Origin of the sequence: Hylemonella sp. W303a (assembly GCF_046452315.1) — a bacterium.
In the GTDB taxonomy this organism is placed as follows: Bacteria; Pseudomonadota; Gammaproteobacteria; order Burkholderiales; family Burkholderiaceae_C; genus Hylemonella.
In genome coordinates this window covers 15,307-33,330 of the sequence record NZ_JBKFDG010000005.1, presented here as the reverse complement: position 1 = coordinate 33,330, position 18,024 = coordinate 15,307, and the positions used below count along the sequence as shown (strand labels likewise).

Annotated in this window: 13 protein-coding genes and 1 pseudogene; 9 read left to right on the top strand and 5 right to left on the bottom strand. The window is 65.6% G+C overall.

Annotation, left to right across the window (positions count from 1 at the left end; all coding sequences use genetic code 11):
• Position 1: 1 nt before the first annotated feature.
• The gene (locus ACLBKS_RS10605) at positions 2–2,881 is read right to left on the bottom strand and encodes a monovalent cation/H+ antiporter subunit A (protein ID WP_410192783.1); all 2,880 of its coding nucleotides are present in this window, start codon (positions 2,879–2,881) and stop codon (positions 2–4) included.
• A 127-nt stretch (positions 2,882–3,008) separates the two neighbouring features.
• On the opposite strand from ACLBKS_RS10605, the gene ACLBKS_RS10600 reads away from it, so the two are divergent.
• The 9 genes from ACLBKS_RS10600 (at position 3,009) to ACLBKS_RS10560 (ending at position 13,805) form a co-directional block, all read left to right on the top strand.
• Positions 3,009–3,869 (top strand): phosphate/phosphite/phosphonate ABC transporter substrate-binding protein, encoded by an 861-nt coding sequence (locus ACLBKS_RS10600; RefSeq protein WP_410192782.1) that lies wholly within the window; start codon positions 3,009–3,011, stop codon positions 3,867–3,869.
• Positions 3,870–3,878: 9 nt separating this feature from the next.
• Positions 3,879–6,329, top strand: coding sequence for an ATP-binding protein (locus tag ACLBKS_RS10595; protein WP_410192781.1), 2,451 nt, complete (start codon positions 3,879–3,881; stop codon positions 6,327–6,329).
• A 59-nt stretch (positions 6,330–6,388) separates the two neighbouring features.
• Positions 6,389–7,852, top strand: coding sequence for a response regulator (locus tag ACLBKS_RS10590; RefSeq protein ID WP_410192780.1), 1,464 nt, complete (start codon positions 6,389–6,391; stop codon positions 7,850–7,852).
• Complete coding sequence (locus tag ACLBKS_RS10585) at positions 7,849–8,484, top strand: response regulator (protein ID WP_410192779.1); 636 nt, start codon at positions 7,849–7,851, stop codon at positions 8,482–8,484. Before ACLBKS_RS10590 ends, ACLBKS_RS10585 begins: the two co-directional genes overlap by 4 nt.
• A 166-nt stretch (positions 8,485–8,650) precedes the next feature.
• Positions 8,651–9,013: a response regulator gene (locus tag ACLBKS_RS10580; protein ID WP_410192778.1), complete on the top strand. Its 363-nt coding sequence runs from the start codon at positions 8,651–8,653 to the stop codon at positions 9,011–9,013.
• A gap of 355 nt (positions 9,014–9,368) precedes the next feature.
• A complete protein-coding gene (locus ACLBKS_RS10575; protein WP_410192777.1) occupies positions 9,369–9,743 on the top strand; it encodes a response regulator in 375 nt (124 codons plus the stop codon).
• 24 nt (positions 9,744–9,767) lie between these two features.
• Positions 9,768–10,253 carry a chemotaxis protein CheW gene (locus tag ACLBKS_RS10570; RefSeq protein WP_410192776.1) on the top strand — a complete coding sequence of 162 codons (486 nt, stop codon included), beginning with the start codon at positions 9,768–9,770 and terminating at the stop codon, positions 10,251–10,253.
• Positions 10,254–10,289: 36 nt separating this feature from the next.
• Positions 10,290–12,023, top strand: a complete 1,734-nt coding sequence (locus tag ACLBKS_RS10565; RefSeq protein ID WP_410192775.1) for a methyl-accepting chemotaxis protein — start codon at positions 10,290–10,292, stop codon at positions 12,021–12,023.
• A gap of 42 nt (positions 12,024–12,065) precedes the next feature.
• Positions 12,066–13,805 carry a methyl-accepting chemotaxis protein gene (locus ACLBKS_RS10560; RefSeq protein WP_410192774.1) on the top strand — a complete coding sequence of 580 codons (1,740 nt, stop codon included), beginning with the start codon at positions 12,066–12,068 and terminating at the stop codon, positions 13,803–13,805.
• Between the two features lie 73 nt (positions 13,806–13,878).
• On the opposite strand, the pseudogene ACLBKS_RS10555 reads toward ACLBKS_RS10560, so the two are convergent.
• The 4 genes and pseudogenes from ACLBKS_RS10555 to ACLBKS_RS10540 form a co-directional block, all read right to left on the bottom strand.
• Positions 13,879–15,225 (bottom strand): annotated as a pseudogene (locus ACLBKS_RS10555) (MFS transporter); the annotation flags it as partial.
• Positions 15,222–16,613, bottom strand: coding sequence for an FIST N-terminal domain-containing protein (locus ACLBKS_RS10550; protein WP_410192773.1), 1,392 nt, complete (start codon positions 16,611–16,613; stop codon positions 15,222–15,224). The pseudogene ACLBKS_RS10555 and the gene ACLBKS_RS10550, both read right to left, overlap by 4 nt.
• A gap of 42 nt (positions 16,614–16,655) precedes the next feature.
• Positions 16,656–17,357 (bottom strand): PhaM family polyhydroxyalkanoate granule multifunctional regulatory protein, encoded by a 702-nt coding sequence (locus tag ACLBKS_RS10545; protein ID WP_410192772.1) that lies wholly within the window; start codon positions 17,355–17,357, stop codon positions 16,656–16,658.
• Between the two features lie 115 nt (positions 17,358–17,472).
• Positions 17,473–17,952, bottom strand: a complete 480-nt coding sequence (locus ACLBKS_RS10540) for a copper chaperone PCu(A)C (protein ID WP_410192771.1) — start codon at positions 17,950–17,952, stop codon at positions 17,473–17,475.
• Positions 17,953–18,024: the final 72 nt, after the last annotated feature.

The following is an 18,024-nucleotide window of genomic DNA, read 5'->3' as shown; positions in this document are numbered from 1 at the left end:
GTCAGTGCCCCTCCCCTTCCACCTGCCGGTGCGCGCGCAGCGACTGGTGTGCGATGGCGATCAGCAACAACAAGGTGGCACCGACCACCACGGCGAACACCCCCAGGTCAAACAAGGCCGCCGACGGCAGGTGGATGTCGCCCAGCCAGGGCAGCGTGACGTGGGCGGTGTGCGTGGTCAGGAAGGGGTGGCCGAACCACAACGAGCCGAGTCCGGTGCACAAGGCGATCAGCAGGCCGAAGGCAATCCAGCGCGGCGGCTGCAAACGCATCTGCCCCTCCACCCAGCGCGTGCCCGCCACCATGTACTGGGCAAGGAAGGCAATCGCGACCACCAAACCCGCCACGAAGCCGCCCCCGGGCTCGTTGTGCCCGCGCATGAAAAGGTAGGCGGCAAACAACCAGGCGACCGGCAGCAGCAAGCGCACCAGCACGGCGGGCACGCCCATGTAATCCGGCACGCCATCACCCCGCGCGGACTCCCGCAAGTCGGCGCCAATGTCCCCCACGCGCTGCTGCGCGGGCACGTCGATGGCCTCCACAGGCGGACGGAAACGCCGCAACAAGGCATAGACCGTGAGCCCCACGATGCCCAGCACCGTGATCTCGCCCAGGGTGTCGAAGGCGCGGAAGTCCACCAACATCACGTTGACGACGTTGGTCCCCCCTCCGCCAGGCAAGGCTTGCTCGATGAAGAAAGGCGAAATCGAGAGCGCCGTGTGGCGCGTGAGCAAGGCGTAGGAGAAAGCTGCCAGCCCCAGGCCGACCAGCAGCGCGATCACCAGGTCGCGGCGGCGGCGCCAGAACACGCGCCGCTCGATGCGTGGGTCGTCTTGCTCCACGCGCTTGGGCATCCAGCGCAAGCCCAACAGGAACAGCACCACGGTCACCACCTCCACGGCGAGCTGGGTGAGCGCGAGGTCCGGCGCGGAGAACCAGGCGAAGGTGATGCACAAGGCCAGACCCACGACACCTAGCATGATGAGCGCGGCCAGCCGGTGGAACTTGGCCTGCCAAGCTGCGCCCAAGGCGCAAGCGCCCCCCACGATCCAGAGCAGCACGAAGGCGGGCGATGCGGGCACACGGGCGCGGTCACCCCAGGTCAGCGGCACGATCAAGGCGGAGGCCGAGGCCACCACCAGGGTCAAGACCAGGATGGCGGACAGCTGCGGCTGCAAGCGAGACGAACCGGTCCAGCGGCGCAGCGCGGCCGCGGCCGCGCTCACGGCGGCGAGCAGGCCCTCAAACAGACGCTGACCGTCCAAGCGCAACAGCGCCGCGGTGCGCGCGACGCGGCGCTTGAACACCCCCCTGAAGAGCAGGTAAGCCAACAAGCCCCCGGCGCTGGCCACCAGGCTCATGACCAGCGGCGTGTTGAAGCCATGCCAGACCGCCAGGCTGTAGTCGGGCAGCACGCCGCCCACGACCGGCCGGGCAGCGGTCTCCAGCAGGCGGCCGATGGACCAATCCGGCAGCGTGCCCACGATCACGCAGGCCAGGACCAGCAATTCCACGGGCACGCGCATCCAGTGCACGGGTTCGTGGGGCTGACGCGGGCATTCACCCGTGGCGGGGCCGAAAAACACATCGTGCGCGAAGCGCAGTGAATACACCACGGCGAAGACTCCCGCCAAGGTGGCGGCGAGCGGCAAGCCGTGTTGAAGCCAGGGCTGACCGCTCACGAAGACCGTTTCCGAGAAGAACATTTCCTTGGACAGGAAGCCGTTGAGCAAAGGCACGCCCGCCATGGCCGCGCACGCCACGATGGCCAAGGTGCCGGTGATGGGCATGGCGCGGTAGATCCCGCCCAGTCGGCGCATGTCGCGCGTTCCGGTTTCGTGGTCAATGATGCCCACCGACATGAACAGCGACGCCTTGAAGGTGGCGTGGTTCATCATGTGGAAGACCGCCGCCACCGCCGCCATCTCGCTGTTGAGGCCCAGCAGCAGGGTGATCAGCCCGAGGTGGCTGATGGTGGAGTAAGCCAGCAAACCCTTGAGGTCGTTCTGGAACATGGCCACGTAAGCGCCCAGCAGCAGCGTGACCAATCCCGCGCCACCGACGATCCAGAACCAGGCGTCCGTGCCCGCGAGCACGGGCCAGAGGCGAGCCATCAGGAAGACACCCGCCTTCACCATCGTGGCCGAATGCAGGTAGGCCGACACCGGCGTGGGCGCGGCCATGGCGCGCGGCAGCCAGAAATGGAAAGGAAACTGCGCGCTCTTGCTCAGCGCGCCCAGCAGGATCAGCACCAGGGCCAACAGGTACAGCGGGTGCGCGCGCACTTGAGCGCCCGCGGCCAGCACGGCATCGAGCTCGTAGCTGCCCACGATGTGGCCCAGCACCAACGCGCCTCCCAACAAGGCCAAGCCCCCGGTGGCCGTGACGGTGAAGGCCATGCGCGCGCCGCGCCGCGCGTCCTTGCGGTGGTACCAGTAGCCGATCAACAAGAAGGAGAAAACGCTCGTCAGCTCCCAGAACACCACGAGCTGGATCAGATTGCCCGAGACCACCACGCCCAGCATGGCGCCCATGAACCCCAGCAGCAGCGAATAGAAACGCGCCGCCGGGTCTTCCGGCGCAAGGTAGTAACGCGCGTAGACGATGACCAGCAAACCCATGCCCGCGACCAGCATGGCGAACATCCAGGCAAAGCCGTCGAGCCGCACCACCAGGTCCACGCCCAGCGCGGGGAGCCATTCCAAGCGCTCGGCCAGCACGACACCGGCGCTGATCTGGGGGTACATCCAAGCCAGGGGCACAGCCACCGCCATGGCCACCGCCGCGGCCCACAGCGATTCGAGGTTGCGCGCGCTGGTCGGCAGCAGCGCGGCGACGACGCTGCCAACAAACGGCAAGAGGAGGATCAGCAGCAGGGACATGCCCCGAGTCTATGGCCTGAGCGCCCGAATTTTTCAAGCGCGGGAACATCCGAGCATCTTCGATGCGGATGCCTGGGGTAAGCTCCGTTTTACCTCCATGTTATGGGGCCTTTGCGGGCCAACGTTCATGCCGATACTGCGCACCTTGAGGGCCCTCGCGGCCCTGCTGTCCGTGAGTCTGACGACGCTCCCTGCGGCGCTCGCACAGACGCGAGAAGCGGGCTACCGCTTCTCGCCCGTCAACCAGTACGACATCCCGCTGATGGCCGCTTACTGGAACCCCATCATCCAGTACGTCTCGGACAAGAGCGGCGTCAAGCTCTCGCTCAAGATCGCGCGCACCTCCGCCGACACCACAGCCTATGTGCTGACCCAGGAGGTTGAATTCGTCTTCACCAATCACTTGTTCAGCCCCGAGCGCGAGCAACTGGGGTGGAAGGTGTTCGGTCGGCGCCAGGTTCCTCCCATCACGGGCCAGATCGTCGTGCCCGAAGGTTCACCGATCACCCGGCTTGAACAGCTCAAGGGACAGGAAGTGGCCTTCGCTGGCCCCGAGGCCTTCGTGATCTACAAGGTGCCTTACGCCCATCTGCTCAACAGCGGCATCGACATCAAGGTGGTGTTCGGAGGCAACCAGAACGGGGCTCTGGCCCAGCTCTTCGCGGGCAAGGTTCAGGCCGCCGGTGGTAATTCCCAGCTCATCGAGGGCTACGCCAAGCGCGAGGGCAAAAAGTTCCGCGTGCTCTGGAGCTCGGAGCCCTTCAATGACCTCGCGCTGATGGTGTCGGGCAAGGTCCCGGCCAAGGACGCGCAGGCCGTGGCCGACGCCTTCCTGGGCATGCACCAGGACCCGGTGGGGCGTGAAGTCCTGCGGCAGACGGCGCAGACGGTCGGCTTGCCGGTGGAGGCCTATTTCATCCCCGCGACCTCCGCCGACTACGCCGCCTACCGCCGCTTCTACCAGAGCGCGCCGCCTCAATTGCGCTGACCCCGCGCCATGGTCGCCCCGCTGATGCGCCTGCTGCCGAACTCGCTGGTCAAGCGGGTGTTCGCTCTCTACATCGGCACGCTGCTGCTGTTTTTTGGCAGCGGGCTCTGGCTGTTCTACAACTACGAGTTCCGGGAAGAGGTGGAGCAGGTGCGGGAAACCGCCGCCATCCTCGTGGAGTCCACGGCCCAGACCATCACCGAAAGCGCCGTGATTGGTGACTACGACACCATCCAACGCACCTTGGCGAGCAGCGTGTTTGGCTCGCCCTTCGCCTCCGCGGAGTTCATCGACCTGCGCGGTGGGGCGGTGCGCAGCTTCAACCCCGCGATCAGCAGCGAGGCCTACGCACCCGCCTGGATACGCAGCCGCGTGGGGGCATTGCTCGATGACCTGAACCGCCCCATCACGGCGGGCGGCAGTGACTACGGCGTGCTGCGCCTGCAGTTCGCCGTCGGCGCCGTCGCGCACAAGCTGTGGGAGCTGCTGCTCACCGTGCTGCTGCTGATCGCCGCCAGTCTGCTGGGCGGCTTGCTGGTGATCGGGTACTCGCTGCGGCGCTGGCTCAAGTCATTCCAGCAGTTCGACGGCAATCTGCAAGCGGGCAACCCGCGGTTCGAACAGATCACAACCCAGATGGTGCAGGCCGTGCCCGAGGAGTTTCGCCCCACGTTCGAGGCCATGCAGCGTATTTCGGGTGACTTGCGCCGCGAACTGGGACAGCGCGAACTCGCCCTGACCTCGCTGCGACAGGCCTTGGCCCGATTGCTGCCCGACGCACCCCACGACAAGGCCACCCAGGGCATGGACCTGGGCGCCCTGGCGGATCTCGTGCTGCAGGTGGTGCGTGAGCGCGAGGCCGACCGGGTGATGCTGCAAGAAGCCAAGCAGGCGGCCGAGGCGGCGAACCGTGCCAAGAGCGAGTTCCTCGCGGTCATGAGCCACGAGATCCGCACCCCCATGAACGGCATCGTCGGGATGACGGGCCTGGCGCTGGGCACGACCCTGACGCCGCAGCAGCGCGGTTACCTGACCATGGTGCGCCGCTCGGCCGACGCCTTGCTGGGTGTGATCAACGACGTGCTGGACTTCTCCAAGATCGAAGCCGGACGGTTGACACTGGACCCACGTCCCTTTCGCTTGCATGCCCTGGTGCGCAACACACTGGCCAGCCTGGAAAACCAGGCACGCGAGAGAGGACTGAAGCTGGCCTATGAGCCTGCCGAAGACTTCAGCCACCGGCTGATTGGCGACCCGGGGCGCCTGCGTCAAATCTTGGTCAACCTCGTGGGCAACGCCATCAAGTTCAGCGAAAAGGGCACGGTCACAGTGCGGGTGCAATCGCAAGGCATGCGCTGGCAGCAGATGTTGCTGCGTTTCGAAGTGGAAGACCAAGGCATCGGCATCACGCCGAGCCAGCAGCAGGCCATCTTTCAACCCTTCACCCAGGCTGACGCCTCCATCACCCGCCACTACGGTGGCACGGGCTTGGGCCTGGCGATCTGCAGCAAGCTGGTGCATGCCATGGAGGGCGAGATCGGCGTGCGCAGCGAGCCTGGGCTCGGCAGCACCTTCCACTTCACCGCTCAGTTCGGGCTGGGCGCGCCGGACACCGAGGACGCGGACGACAGCGAGAGCGAAGGCGATGTCACTGCGCCGCTGCCACGGACGGCGGGACATCCGCAGTCGGCGCTCAAGGTCTTGCTCGCCGAGGACAACGAGATCAACCAGGCGATCATGGTGCAGCTGCTGCAGCAAACGGGGCATGACGTCACGGTGGCGCACAACGGCGAGCAGGCCGTGCAGCTGGTCACCCAGGCCGAAACGCCTTACGACCTGATCTTCATGGACATGCAGATGCCGGTGCTCGACGGACTGCAGGCAACGCGTCGCATCCGGGAGCACGAGCAAGCCAGCGGACAACGCACGCGCATCGTCGCGCTCACGGCGAATGTGCTGCCGGAAGACCGCGCGCGCTGCCTGGCGGCTGGCATGGACGGCCATCTGGGCAAACCGATTGACCAAGGCGAGCTGCAGACGGTGCTCGGAGGAGGCACGCCGCCACCCGCCACGCGCGCCATGCCGCCGGCTCCCGTCACGGCGTCGCCAGCGGTGAACGCGTCGGCCTTTGACTACCAGCGCGCCCTGGATGGCGCGGACGCCCTGGTGGTGCGCATCATCGCGGAGTCCTTCCGCGGCAACTGGCCTGGACAATTGCGTGCCCTGCGGGCCTGCGCGCAAGGGGACGACGTGGGGGGCTTGCAGCGCGGCGCGCACGCCCTGCGGGGCGTGATCGGCAACTTCGGCGCCACGCCCGCCGCCTCCTTGATACGACGCATGGAGTCGCTCGGCGCCCAGGGCGATCTCGAACAGGCCCGCTTGCTGCTGCCCGAGCTGGATGCCGCGCTGCACGCCCTGGACCAGGCGCTGCTGGACTGGCTGGCCCGCACCCCCGCGTGAGCCAGGACCCAGGCTACGATGCCATCCTGCACACCCTCCAGGCCGAAGGATCGCTGCCCATGAGTTCGCCACATCGTTCCGGTGCCGCCCACGTCCTCGTCATCGACGACACGCCCGAAATCCGCCTGCTCGCCACCGTGCTGCTGGAGCGCGAGGGCTACAAGGTCACGAGCGCGGACAGTGGTGAGGAAGGCCTGCGACGCGCGATCGAAACCGCGCCCGACATGATCCTGCTGGACGTGATGCTGCCGGGCATGGACGGCTACGAGGTGTGCCGCCTGATCAAGCAGGACGAAGCGCTGCGCGACATCCCGGTCATCTTCATGAGCGCCCAGGACGACGTGCCTGCCCAGACCCAGGGGTTCACGGCGGGCGGCGCGGACTACGTCACCAAGCCGCTGTCCGTGCCCGTGCTGCTGGCGCGCGTGCGCACGCACGTCGCCTTGCACGCGCAGCGCCGAAGTCTGGAAGGCATGTTTCGCGATGCCCTGGAGTACGCACCCGACGGGATCGTGCTGACGGACCCGCAATGGCGCATCGTGCAGGCCAACGCGCGCACCCTGGAGTTGTTCGGCTATGCGCGCGAACAGCTGATTGGGCAACCCGTGGACATGCTCGTCCCCGCGCGACTGCGCGAACACCACCACCAGCGCCGTTTGGCGTACGCCGATCTGCACCCGGGTGATTTGAAGCTGGGTGTGAACACCGACTGCCTGCGCAGCGACGGCACCGAGTTCGCGGGCGAACTCAGTGTCGGGCTGCTGCGCACCAACCGCGGTCCTTTGTTGATGACGGTGGTGCGGGATGTCACGGAAAGTCGCCGCATCCAGCAAGAGATGGCCGACTCTCGCCAGCGCCTGCGCGACCTGGCCGCCCAAGGCGACGCCATGCGCGAGTACGAACGCAAGAACATCGCGCGCGAGGTGCACGACGAACTGGGCCAGGTGCTGACGGCGCTGCGCATGGACATCACTTACGCGAGCATGAAGTTCGGCGCGGCCGACGCCGATTTGCTGGATCGCTTGCAGGGCATGCGTGTCCTGGTGGACCGCGCCATCCAAGGCGTGCGCAACGTGGCGTCCAACCTGCGCCCCTCGGCGCTCGACATGGGACTGGTGCCCGCGCTGGAATGGCTCAGCGGCGAGTTCCATCGCCATGCGGGCATCCCCTGCCACGTCGACGTGGACACGCCGTCGATCGACATGCCCGAGCACCGCGCCATTGGCGTGTTTCGCATCGTGCAGGAATCCCTGACCAATGTCAGCCGCTACGCCCAGGCCAAGTCGGTGTGCATCAGCCTGCGACAAGACGAGGGGCAACTCGTGCTTCAGATCCGCGACGATGGGCGAGGCTTTGACACGGCGGCGAGCGCACGTGGCGGCTCCTTCGGCTTGCTGGGCATGCAGGAACGCGCGCTGGCGCTGGGTGGCGAATTGACCGTGAACAGCGTGATCGGCGGTGGAACCACCATCACCGCACGCCTGCCCTTGCAGCCAGAACCCCAGGGAGAGGACACCCCATGATCCGAGTGATGATCGCCGACGACCATGCCATCGTGCGCGGAGGCCTGCGGCAGCTGCTGTCGCTGGCGCCGGACATCAAAGTCCTGGCGGAAGCGGTGGATGGCGCGCAGGTGCTGGAAGGCCTGCGCCGCGAACTGCCCGACCTGCTGCTGCTGGACGTGAACATGCCCGGCCTCAGCGGGCCGGACCTGATCACCCGCGTCAAGTCCCACTGGCCTGAACTGCCTATCCTGGTACTGAGCATGCACAACGAAGGGCAAGTGGCCGCGCGCGTGCTCAAGGCCGGCGCCAGCGGCTACGTGACCAAGGACAGTGAGATGGAGGTGCTGCTGGGCGCGATCCGCAAGGTGGCTGCAGGCGGCAAATTCATCGTGCCCGAGATCGCGGAGAAACTGGTCTTCGACGTGTCCCTGGGCAGCGGCGACCGCCTGCCGCACCAGACCCTCTCGGACCGCGAGATGGAAGTCTTCCGTCTGCTGCTGGCTGGCCAAGGCGTCAACGAAATCGCCGAGCAGCTGTGCATCAGCAACAAGACCGTCAGCACGCACAAGACGCGCCTGATGGAAAAGCTCAACCTCGGCAGCACCGCCGAACTGGTGCGCTATGCCATGCAGCATGGCTTGCTGAACTGAGCCCCACTGACTCACACTGGGCCTGACTGAGCCGGACTGAGCCCCATCGACGGGCCAGCACCTCCTCCGCGGGGTAGGAATCGTCCTACCCCCGCCATCCCATTCCGACACAAGAACCATCCCTGTCCGATGGTGTGTCAGGGTACGTCTGGGCACCATGACGGTCATGAAAATCCTGGTCGTCGATCATTCCGAATCAGTCCGCTTGCACCTGAGTTGGCAGGTCGGAGCCATTCCGGGTCTTGAGCAAGTGTGGGTGGCCTTGACAGGCCACCAAGCGCAAAAGCTGCTGACCCGCATGAAGCCCTCGCTGCTGGTGCTGGAACTCCAACTGTCCGATGGAGACCCCGTGCACCTGATTCCGCTCTTCAAGAACAAGCACAACGACCTCAAGGTCGCCGTTCTGACCAGCGATGCAACAGCCGACAACCGCCAGCGCTGCTTGCAAGCGGGCGCCGACTGGTTCTTCGACAAATCCACCGAGTTCGAGCAGTTCTTGAATCAAGTGCATCAACTGTCGTGCCGCTGAAATAACCCGCAACTTGCGGCCTCAAACAGTCACAGCGTTCCCTGGCTCGGCGGGTACGCATTCCACGCTTCGCTGAAGAAATCCCCCCGACCGCCCCGAGCGGACCGGGGATTCGGTCATTTCTGCTTTCGCGCCTCAGGCTCTGGACCAGGGCCTAAGTCATGTATGCAGCCCTGGTGAGCGCAGTCGCTGTCGACTGTTCATCCTTGGCAGCTCCATCAACACGATTGGGTGAACTACGCACCCCAACAGCGTGAAAGGGGTAGGAATCTTCCTACCCGCGCCATCCGATTCCGACACGCAAACCAGCCGCGTCCGATGGTGCGCAAGGGCCCGCCTCGGCACCATGAGGGTCATGAAGATTCTCGTTGTCGATGATTCCGAACTGATCCGATTCCGCCTGGTCCGCCAGATGGAAGCGATTCCTGGCGTCGAGCGGGTGCTGACCGCCTCCGGCTGCATGGTGGCCAAGCACTTGGTCGCAAGCATGCAGGCCGCGCTGACGGTGTTGGTGCTGGACTTGCACCTGCCCGACGGCGACCCCGTGCGCCTGATCCCGCTGTTCAAGGGCGAGCACCAAGACCTCAAGGTCGCGGTGCTGACCAACGACGCAACGGACTACAACCGTCAGCGCTGCTTGCATGCGGGCGCCGACTGGTTCTTCGACAAATCCACCGAGTTCGAGCAGTTGCTGACGCTGCTGCGCCAATTGTCTGACCCCTCTGTCTGAGCCCATTTTTCCCCGGAGTAGCCCATGAGTACCGTTCTGAACCACGCCCCCCACGACAACCGCACCGACGCACCCACGTCCATCCGCGAGTTCCTGGCTTTCAAGCTGGGCAACGAGGAGTACGGCGTGGACATCCTTCGGGTGCAGGAGATCCGCTCCTTCGAGCAGCCCACCCGCATGGTCAATGCACCCGAGCACATCCTGGGCGTGGTGAACCTGCGCGGCGTGATCGTGCCCATCGTCGACATGCGCATTCAATTTGGCTTGCACAACGTCAAGTACGACGGCTTCACCGTGGTCATCGTGCTCAACATCGGCAGCAAGGTGGTCGGCATGGTGGTGGACGCCGTCTCCGACGTCATCACCCTGGAGCCCAATCAGCTGCGCCCGGCACCGGAGATCTCCGGAACCATCGATTCGAGCGCGGTGCTCGCCTTGGGCACGGTCAACGACCGCATGCTGATCCTTCTGGACATTGAACAAGTCCTCAACGCTTCTTCGGTGCAGTGAACCGAAGCACTCTGAACATTGAACTGGAGAAACGTCATGAAATTCCTGAACAACTATTCCATCAGTACCCGCTTGGGTTCCTCGTTTGGCCTGATTCTGATCCTGCTTGCAGTCTGTGCATCCATTGGCGTGTGGCGTCTGCAAGATCTGGCACACACGGCCCATGTCATGGGCACGACAGACAACGAACGCTTGCGCCAAGTCAGCACCTGGCGCAGCGCGATCGAACTGAACTGGGTCCGCACCCGTGCCGCACTGCACGAAACTGACACAACGCGTATCAAAGACTGGCAAGCGGAAATGGACAAAACGTCCGCGCTGGTGACGGAAGTCAGCCAAAAGGCAGTGGCAGTGCTCACATCCCCAGCAGACAAGGCCCTGGTGGATGAGGTCTTCAAGGCCCGTGAAAACTACCGCGGCCCACGTGCCGATGCCCTGAAGCGTCGTTTGGCTGGCGAGGATGTCTCTGCCATCGTCACTCAGCAACTCAAGCCGCTTTCAGAAACCTACATCGCAGCTCTGCAACGACTCGAGGACCGTCAAGTGGACCTGTTTGAGGAGGAGTTGAAAACTGCGGAGAAAGACGCAGCGCTGGGCCGTTGGATCATCATCGGGTCGGCGGTGGCTGCCATCGTTCTTGGCTTCGCCGCCATGGTGTTGTTGTCTCGCTCCATCGTGCCCCCGCTGCGCCGCGCCGTTGAAAGCACCAAGGCCATCGCGCAAGGCGACTTGAACCGCCCCATCGACATTGAGGGCCGCGACGAACTGGCACAGATGCTGGAGGCGCTGTCCACGATGCAGTCCAGCCTGTCGCAAATCGTGCGGCGTGTGCGCGAAGGCAGCGAATCGGTCTCGACGGCCAGCGCCGAGATCGCCGAAGGCAATCAAGACCTGTCGGCACGCACCGAAAGCCAGGCCAGCGCCTTGCAAGAAACCGCCGCCAGCATGGAAGAGCTGTCGTCCACCGTCAAGCAGAACGCCGACAACGCCCGCCAGGCCAACCAACTCGCCCAGAGCGCCAGCACCGTCGCCGTGCAAGGTGGGGAAGTGGTCTCTCAAGTGGTCGACACCATGAAGGGCATCAGCAACAGCAGCAAGAAGATCGCCGACATCATCAACGTCATCGACGGCATCGCCTTCCAAACCAACATCCTGGCCCTGAACGCCGCTGTGGAAGCCGCGCGCGCTGGCGAGCAAGGCCGCGGCTTCGCGGTCGTGGCCAGCGAAGTGCGCAACCTGGCGGGTCGCAGCGCCGACGCGGCCAAGGAAATCAAGAACCTGATCACCGAGAGCGTGGGCCGCGTGGATCAAGGCACCACCCTCGTTGACAAGGCTGGCCAAACCATGACCGAAATCGTCGCCAGCATCCGGCGCGTCACCGACATCATGGGCGAGATCAGCGCGGCCAGTTCCGAGCAGAGCGCCGGCGTGTCCCAGGTGGGCGAGGCCGTGACGCAAATGGACCAAGCCACGCAGCAGAACGCCGCGCTGGTGGAAGAAATGGCGGCCGCCGCCAGCAGCCTCAAGAGCCAGGCACGCGAACTGGTGCAGACCGTGGCCGTCTTCAAACTCGACGACCATGGTCAAAGCATCGGGATCACTCCGGCTGCCCCGCGTTCCAACGCCGTGACGCTGCCCGTGCGCAACGTGATCCACGGCGCCACGGCGAGTACCAACAAGGTGACGCGTCTGCAGCCCCTGCCCGCCCATGCCTCCGTCGAATCGACTCCCTCGGCCAAGACCGGCACGGACGATTGGGCGAGCTTCTGATCTGAAAGAGCCCCTCGCCAGAGGAACCGCAAGGAACCGATCATGAAAGCACCCTCTAAAGCCTTCAAGGGCCTGGGCATCACCCACCGCCTGTACGCCCTGAGTCTCGTCGTGTCGATCGCGCTGGCGGCGCTGGCGGGCTACACCTACCTGCGCCTGCACGAGGTTGGGGCGCTGGCGGCTAAAACCGAACAGGTGCGCGTACCCCAGTTGTCCGCGATGGCGAATCTGGAGCTGGCCATCACCCGGGCCTCCTTGCAATTGCGGCACGCCATGCTGGCCCGCAATCCGCAGGAACGGGACGCGGCGCTCGCGGACATCGCCGCCAAGCGTCAGTTCATCGCCCAAACGATGGAGAGCTACGCCAAGGCGCTTTACACCCCCAAGGGCAAGGCACAGTTCGCGCGGATACCACCGCGGATGAAAAATTTTTGGGAGATCGCCGAAAAAAACGTGGCCTTGATTCAGGCAGGTCAAAAGGAACAAGCCTTCGCGTATTTGGTGGACGTGACCATTCCCGCGCGCAATCAGCTGCTTGAGTCCTTGGACGAAGGCGTTCTCTACCAGGAAGATGCGCTGAAGCATGACATCCATGTCATCGTGAACGGTGTCGACACCATCTCGCTGGCATTGGCGGTGACCACGGGAGCGATCATCGTGGCCCTGCTGGTCTTCGCCCTCTGGTTGACGGCGCAACTGCGCCGCCGCCTGAGTCTGTCGCAGAGCGTCGCCGAACGTGTCCGGGACGGAGATCTGACACGCCCAGTTCTCGACGACCACAAAGATGAGTTTTCTCCGCTGCTGTCGGCGCTGGGCGAGATGCAAGGCGCACTGTTAGGCATCGTGTCGGGGGTGCGCCAGGGCTCGGACGTGGTCTCCGGGGCCTGCGCCGAGATCGCGCGCGGCAACCACGACTTGAGCACACGCACCGAGCGTCAAGCCAGCGCATTGCAACAAACGGCGGCCAGCATGGAAGAGCTGTCCTCCACCGTCAAGCAAAACGCCGACAACGCCCGTCAGGCCAACCAACTGGCCCAGAGCGCCAGCACCGTGGCTGTTCAAGGCGGTGCCGTGGTCTCGCAGGTGGTCGACACCATGAAGGGCATCAGTGACAGTAGCAAGAAGATCGCCGACATCATCAACGTCATCGACGGCATCGCCTTCCAAACCAACATCCTGGCCTTGAACGCGGCAGTGGAAGCCGCGCGCGCTGGGGAACAGGGCCGTGGCTTCGCGGTGGTCGCCGGTGAAGTGCGCAACCTTGCCAGCCGCAGCGCCGACGCGGCCAAGGAAATCAAGACCCTGATCACCGACAGCGTGACCCGCGTGGAAGAAGGCAACGCGCTGGCAGACCAGGCGGGTAGCACCATGCACGAGGTGGTGAGCAGCATCCGCCGGGTGACCGACATCATGGGCGAGATCAGTGCCGCCAGCCTCGAACAGAGCTCAGGCGTCTCGCAGGTGGGTGAGGCCGTGACCCAAATGGACCAGACCACCCAGCAGAACGCGGCGCTGGTGGAGGAAATGGCCGCGGCCGCTGGCAGCCTGGAGACTCAGGCCCGTGAATTGGTGGCGTCGGTCGCAGTCTTCAAACTCGATGAACGCGAAGCGGTTTCAAAACCCAAAACGGTCGGTGCACGGACCGCCGCACCTCGCACGCCGCAGCCCTCTCAGAATCGAACCAGCAACGTCGCGCGCCTGCTGCCCCGGATCAACGCGGCTCGCGCGGAGTCGGCCCCCCTGGCGAAAACAGGGACCGACGACAGCTGGGGGTTGTTCTGAAATCAATCGGATGCAAGGCTCAGGTCATGCACCTTGCCCACAGCTTCGCTCAGGCCTCGCGCCGCTCGCGCCAATAGTCCGGCACGAACACAAACACGGACAGCGTGACCGCCGCATTGGCCAACCCGATGCACAGAAAGACCTCGGGGATGGTGGCACCCGCGCCAAGCAAGGCCCCGGCCAGCAAGGCACTGACCACCATGTAGAGGGCGTTCAGGATGTTGTTGGCCGCGATCACCCTGGCACGGTGCGTGGGCGGGCTGCGTCGTTGGATCAAGACATACATGGGCACGCTGTAGAGACCGACGAAGAGGCTGAGCAGCAACAGGTCGGCCATCACGCGCCAATGCGCCGGCTGGGCCGCGAAGGCCGCCAGGTTCATGAGGTCCACCGCAGGCAGTGCGCGCGAGGCGAAGTACAAATCGATCGCGAACACGCTCATGCCGATGGCGCCCAGCGGGGCCAGGAAACGGCGCACCGGGCCCGCACGCTGCTCCAACACCTCGCACAACAAGGCACCGACACCCACGCCGATCGAAAACAGGACCAGCAGCAAGGACGCCACCTGTTCGTTGCCGCGCAGCACGTCCTTGGCAAAGGCCGGAAAGAGCGACAGGAAGACCGCCCCGAAGAACCACATCCAACTGATGCCCAGCAGGGAGTGAAAGACCACGGGATCGCGCCGCGCCAGTTGCAGGTTGCGCCAGGTTTCGCTGAAAGGGTTCCAGTTGATGCGCAGATCCGGGTCGGTGGCAGGCAGTTGGGGCACGCGGGCCGCGGCCAGACGCCCCAGCACCGCGACCACCAGGCACGCCAGCGCGGCAGCCTGCGCACCCGACACCGGGCTGGACGCGGGCAGCGTCATCAGCAGGCCGCCGGCCACGTTGCCGAGCAAGATGGCCACAAAGGTGCCCATGTGCACCATGCCGTTGCCGCCCGTGAGTTCACGCGGATGCAGCGCAGCTGGCAGGTAGGCGTGCTTGACCGGGCCAAACAGCGTGGAATGCAAGCCCATCAGGAAGATGCACAGCAGCAGCACGGGCACATTGGGCGCGAGAAAGCCCCAGGCGGCCGCCAGCATGATCAGCACTTCCAGGTTCTTGACGAAGCGAATCATGGCGCTCTTCTCATGCTTGTCGCAGAGCTGCCCACTGGTCGCCGAAAACAGCAGGAACGGCAGGATGAAGAGCGCGCCGATCACCAGCCCCGCCTGCACCGGTGGCAGCCAACTCACTTGAAGCTGGTAGGTCACCAGCACCGTGAAGGCGAACTTGTACAGGTTGTCGTTGGCCGCGCCCGCGAACTGGGTCCAGAAAAATGGCGCGTAGCGGCGCTGGCTCAGCAGGGCGAACTGGCCGCTCACCGAGGCATCGTCGGGCGGGGATTCACGCTGCGGATCGGGATGCGTCGGTGCGCTCATGCCTGGCCTCCTTCGGGCGCAAGGAAAACGGTCAGCACCCCGGTATAGCCATGCAATTGCCGGTGCGCGATCTCGCCGCCGGCAAAAAAGCCGATCAAGGGGACGTCGCCCAGGGCATGGCGCACCAGCTGCAGTTCGGCGCTGGGGCCGCCAAAATGCGGACCGCCGCGGCCTGAACAACTCACGTAGATCGCGCCCGCGATCTCACGGGCGGGAACGGCGGGGCGCGCAGCCAAGGTGGGCGCGGTCGGTTCGGAGGTGGTGTTCGATCCCGCGCTGGGCGTCGACAGCAGCGCGCTGTCGAACAACAGATCGTCCGGTTCCAGCTCGGCGCGGATTTCGGTGCAGATGCGGATCAGGTCCGTGCGCGCGGCTTGCACATTGCGCTGGCAGAAAGCGAGTCGCATGCCCTCGGTCACGCGCTCGGCCAAGGCCACGCCCCCGCGCTGTGGATCGAGCCCCACGATGTGACGCACGCGCACATCCGGGCCGAACAAGCCGCCGCGCCCGATCACGCGGCTGTCTGGAGTGACGCGTGCATTCGCATGGTCGTCTGCCGCGTGGCGCTTGCGCAGCGCATCGCGCGCCTGGGGCTCGACCAGCCCCGCCAGCGTGGCCCGCACGGCCTCCAGGGCCTGCTGCGGCTGGTCCAGCGACACGCCCAGCTCTTGGAGCAGCACCTCCAACGCCGGCCGCCCGTCGAGTTGGTAGACCACATGGCGCTCGGCCTCGGTGATCACGTGTTCGCCCCCGGCGGGGCTGACGGGGGCGCAGCCCTGGGTGACCCGCGACAGCAAGGCGACCCCGGGTCCGAACGCCACCCCAGACAAACCGCCGTGGAACACGCCGCTGCTGCGGCCCTGCCCACGCAGGTAACCGTCACCGCTCTGCGCGAACTGCACGCTCTGCTGGCGACTGGCGGTCAAGCCGCCGAAGAGGTAGGCCGAACTGGTGCGCGCAGCCATTTCCTCGATCAGCTCGCCCAACTCGGGCGCGTGACCATCGGCGTGGACCAAGGCCGTCTGCGCGGCAAAGCCTGGCGCGAGCGGCGTCACACCCGAGAAGACACGGTACTGATCGGCCGGGATGTCGCACAGCATCACGGCCATGGCGGGCTCGTCGAAGTACTCCACCCCCGTGACCGCGACCCCCACGCCCACCGTGCCAGACCAGTCCGTCACCTCGGGCAATTCGGCGCCCAGGTGGGCGAGGATGGCTTCGGCCTCGTTCGCGTAATGGTCGGTGATGTAGAGCAAGGCCAAGGTGGGCGCTGAGCCCGTGCCCTCGGCCGCGCGGCTTGCGAGCTGGGCGCGCAGTTGCGCCAGCACCAACGTGGCGGCCATGCGCCACTGCGGATGGGTGGCGTGGGCGATGAGATAACGGTTCATGGAAGGGTCAGAAAAAATCTCGTCTGGCGTGAGGCCTCGGGCTCACGCGTCCGCCTCTGGCAAATCCGGCTTGGGTTTCACGCCACGGCGTGGCTGTGCAGCGGGGGGCGCCGCGCGCGTGGCCGGACCGGCAGCCGGGGAGGCCGACGCTGCCGCGCCCTTGGCGGCTGGTGCGGGCGGGGCCGACGGCTGAGGCGCTGCACCCGCACCCACACCAGCGCTCGCCCCCGAACTCGCTGCAGCAGAGGCAGCGCTGCGCGTAGCGACCTCTTGCATGGCCTGGGTGGCGATGGTCTGAAATTGCTGGGTCAGGGCGCCCCAATACTGCATGGCGTCGGCCATGAAGGGCGGTGCTGCCACGGGCTGCGCCGGATCTCCGCTTGGCCCCGGCGTCGAGGAGGCCCCAGGCGTGGAGGCGCCCGATGCCGCCGAGCGCTCCTCAGCGGCTGGCGGCGCGCCAGGGATCGGACTGCCCATGCTGCGCAGGGCGGCCAAGGTCATCTTCTGCAACTCCAGGGCCTGCAAGGTGGCCTTGAGGGCGGCGGTGTTTTGTTCCAACCAGAACAGCACGGCCTTGAGTTCAGCGATGCGCTGGTCCAACACCTTCGGGTCCAGCGTGGGAGCGATCCAACTGGCGTAGAGGGCCTGCGGGTCCCCGTGGGCCAGTTTCTGGAGAAAGTCAAAGCCGGGCACGTAGGCGCCGAAATCGGCGCCCAGGCCTTGGGGGTTGGACTTCGGGTTCATGGTGGCGCTGCGACGTTTTTGTGCACGCAGCTTACCGCGAACCGCTGGCCCCGGGCCGAGGCCGTGGCAAAGAAACCCCAAACCCGCCCCGCTTGTCGCGGGCCGGTCACAGGACTCAGTGCTTGCCGCCGTGCCCTTGGTGTCCGCCCTGCATGGCGCCACCCGGGGTCATGGCGCGCACCGGCACCTGCAGCTCCTGGCGGCTTTCCTTGCCTTGCGCGTTCTTGAACAGCAAGGTCACGGGGATGGTCTGGTCCGCGCGCAAAGCGGACTTCAAGTCCATGAGCATCACGTGGTAGCCGCCCGGCTTGAGTTCCACGGTCTGACCTGCGGGCAGGTCCAGGCCAGCGATGGCGCGCATCTTCATGACGTCACCTTCCATCTTCATTTCATGCACTTCGACCACGCCCGCGACCGGCGACACGGCGCCGACCAGGCGCGTGCCTTCCTTGGCGGTGAGCTTCATGAAGGCGCCGCTGGCCTTCTGGCCCTGCACGGTGGCGCGCGCCCACGCGTCCTTGACGTCAACGGTCTGGGCGTGCAGCACGCCCGAGGCAGCGATGGCGACCAGCGCAATCAGTTGTTTGATGTTCATGGTGAAACTCCTCTAGAGGTGAATGCCGGTGGCCCGGCGGACAAGTGATATTAGGACGCGGTGCGCAGCCGG

Excerpts from the sequence above, each read along its gene's own strand:
- ACLBKS_RS10540 (WP_410192771.1), bottom strand. The coding sequence starts at position 17,952 with ATGAACATCAAACAACTGATTGCGCTGGTCGCCATCGCTGCCTCGGGC.
- ACLBKS_RS10575 (WP_410192777.1), top strand. The coding sequence starts at position 9,369 with ATGAAGATTCTCGTTGTCGATGATTCCGAACTGATCCGATTCCGCCTG.
- ACLBKS_RS10570 (WP_410192776.1), top strand. The coding sequence starts at position 9,768 with ATGAGTACCGTTCTGAACCACGCCCCCCACGACAACCGCACCGACGCA.
- ACLBKS_RS10585 (WP_410192779.1), top strand. The coding sequence starts at position 7,849 with ATGATCCGAGTGATGATCGCCGACGACCATGCCATCGTGCGCGGAGGC.
- ACLBKS_RS10605 (WP_410192783.1), bottom strand. The coding sequence starts at position 2,881 with ATGTCCCTGCTGCTGATCCTCCTCTTGCCGTTTGTTGGCAGCGTCGTC.
- ACLBKS_RS10590 (WP_410192780.1), top strand. The coding sequence starts at position 6,389 with ATGAGTTCGCCACATCGTTCCGGTGCCGCCCACGTCCTCGTCATCGAC.
- ACLBKS_RS10600 (WP_410192782.1), top strand. The coding sequence starts at position 3,009 with ATGCCGATACTGCGCACCTTGAGGGCCCTCGCGGCCCTGCTGTCCGTG.
- ACLBKS_RS10545 (WP_410192772.1), bottom strand. The coding sequence starts at position 17,357 with ATGAACCCGAAGTCCAACCCCCAAGGCCTGGGCGCCGATTTCGGCGCC.
- ACLBKS_RS10560 (WP_410192774.1), top strand. The coding sequence starts at position 12,066 with ATGAAAGCACCCTCTAAAGCCTTCAAGGGCCTGGGCATCACCCACCGC.
- ACLBKS_RS10550 (WP_410192773.1), bottom strand. The coding sequence starts at position 16,613 with ATGAACCGTTATCTCATCGCCCACGCCACCCATCCGCAGTGGCGCATG.
- ACLBKS_RS10595 (WP_410192781.1), top strand. The coding sequence starts at position 3,879 with ATGGTCGCCCCGCTGATGCGCCTGCTGCCGAACTCGCTGGTCAAGCGG.
- ACLBKS_RS10565 (WP_410192775.1), top strand. The coding sequence starts at position 10,290 with ATGAAATTCCTGAACAACTATTCCATCAGTACCCGCTTGGGTTCCTCG.
- ACLBKS_RS10580 (WP_410192778.1), top strand. The coding sequence starts at position 8,651 with ATGAAAATCCTGGTCGTCGATCATTCCGAATCAGTCCGCTTGCACCTG.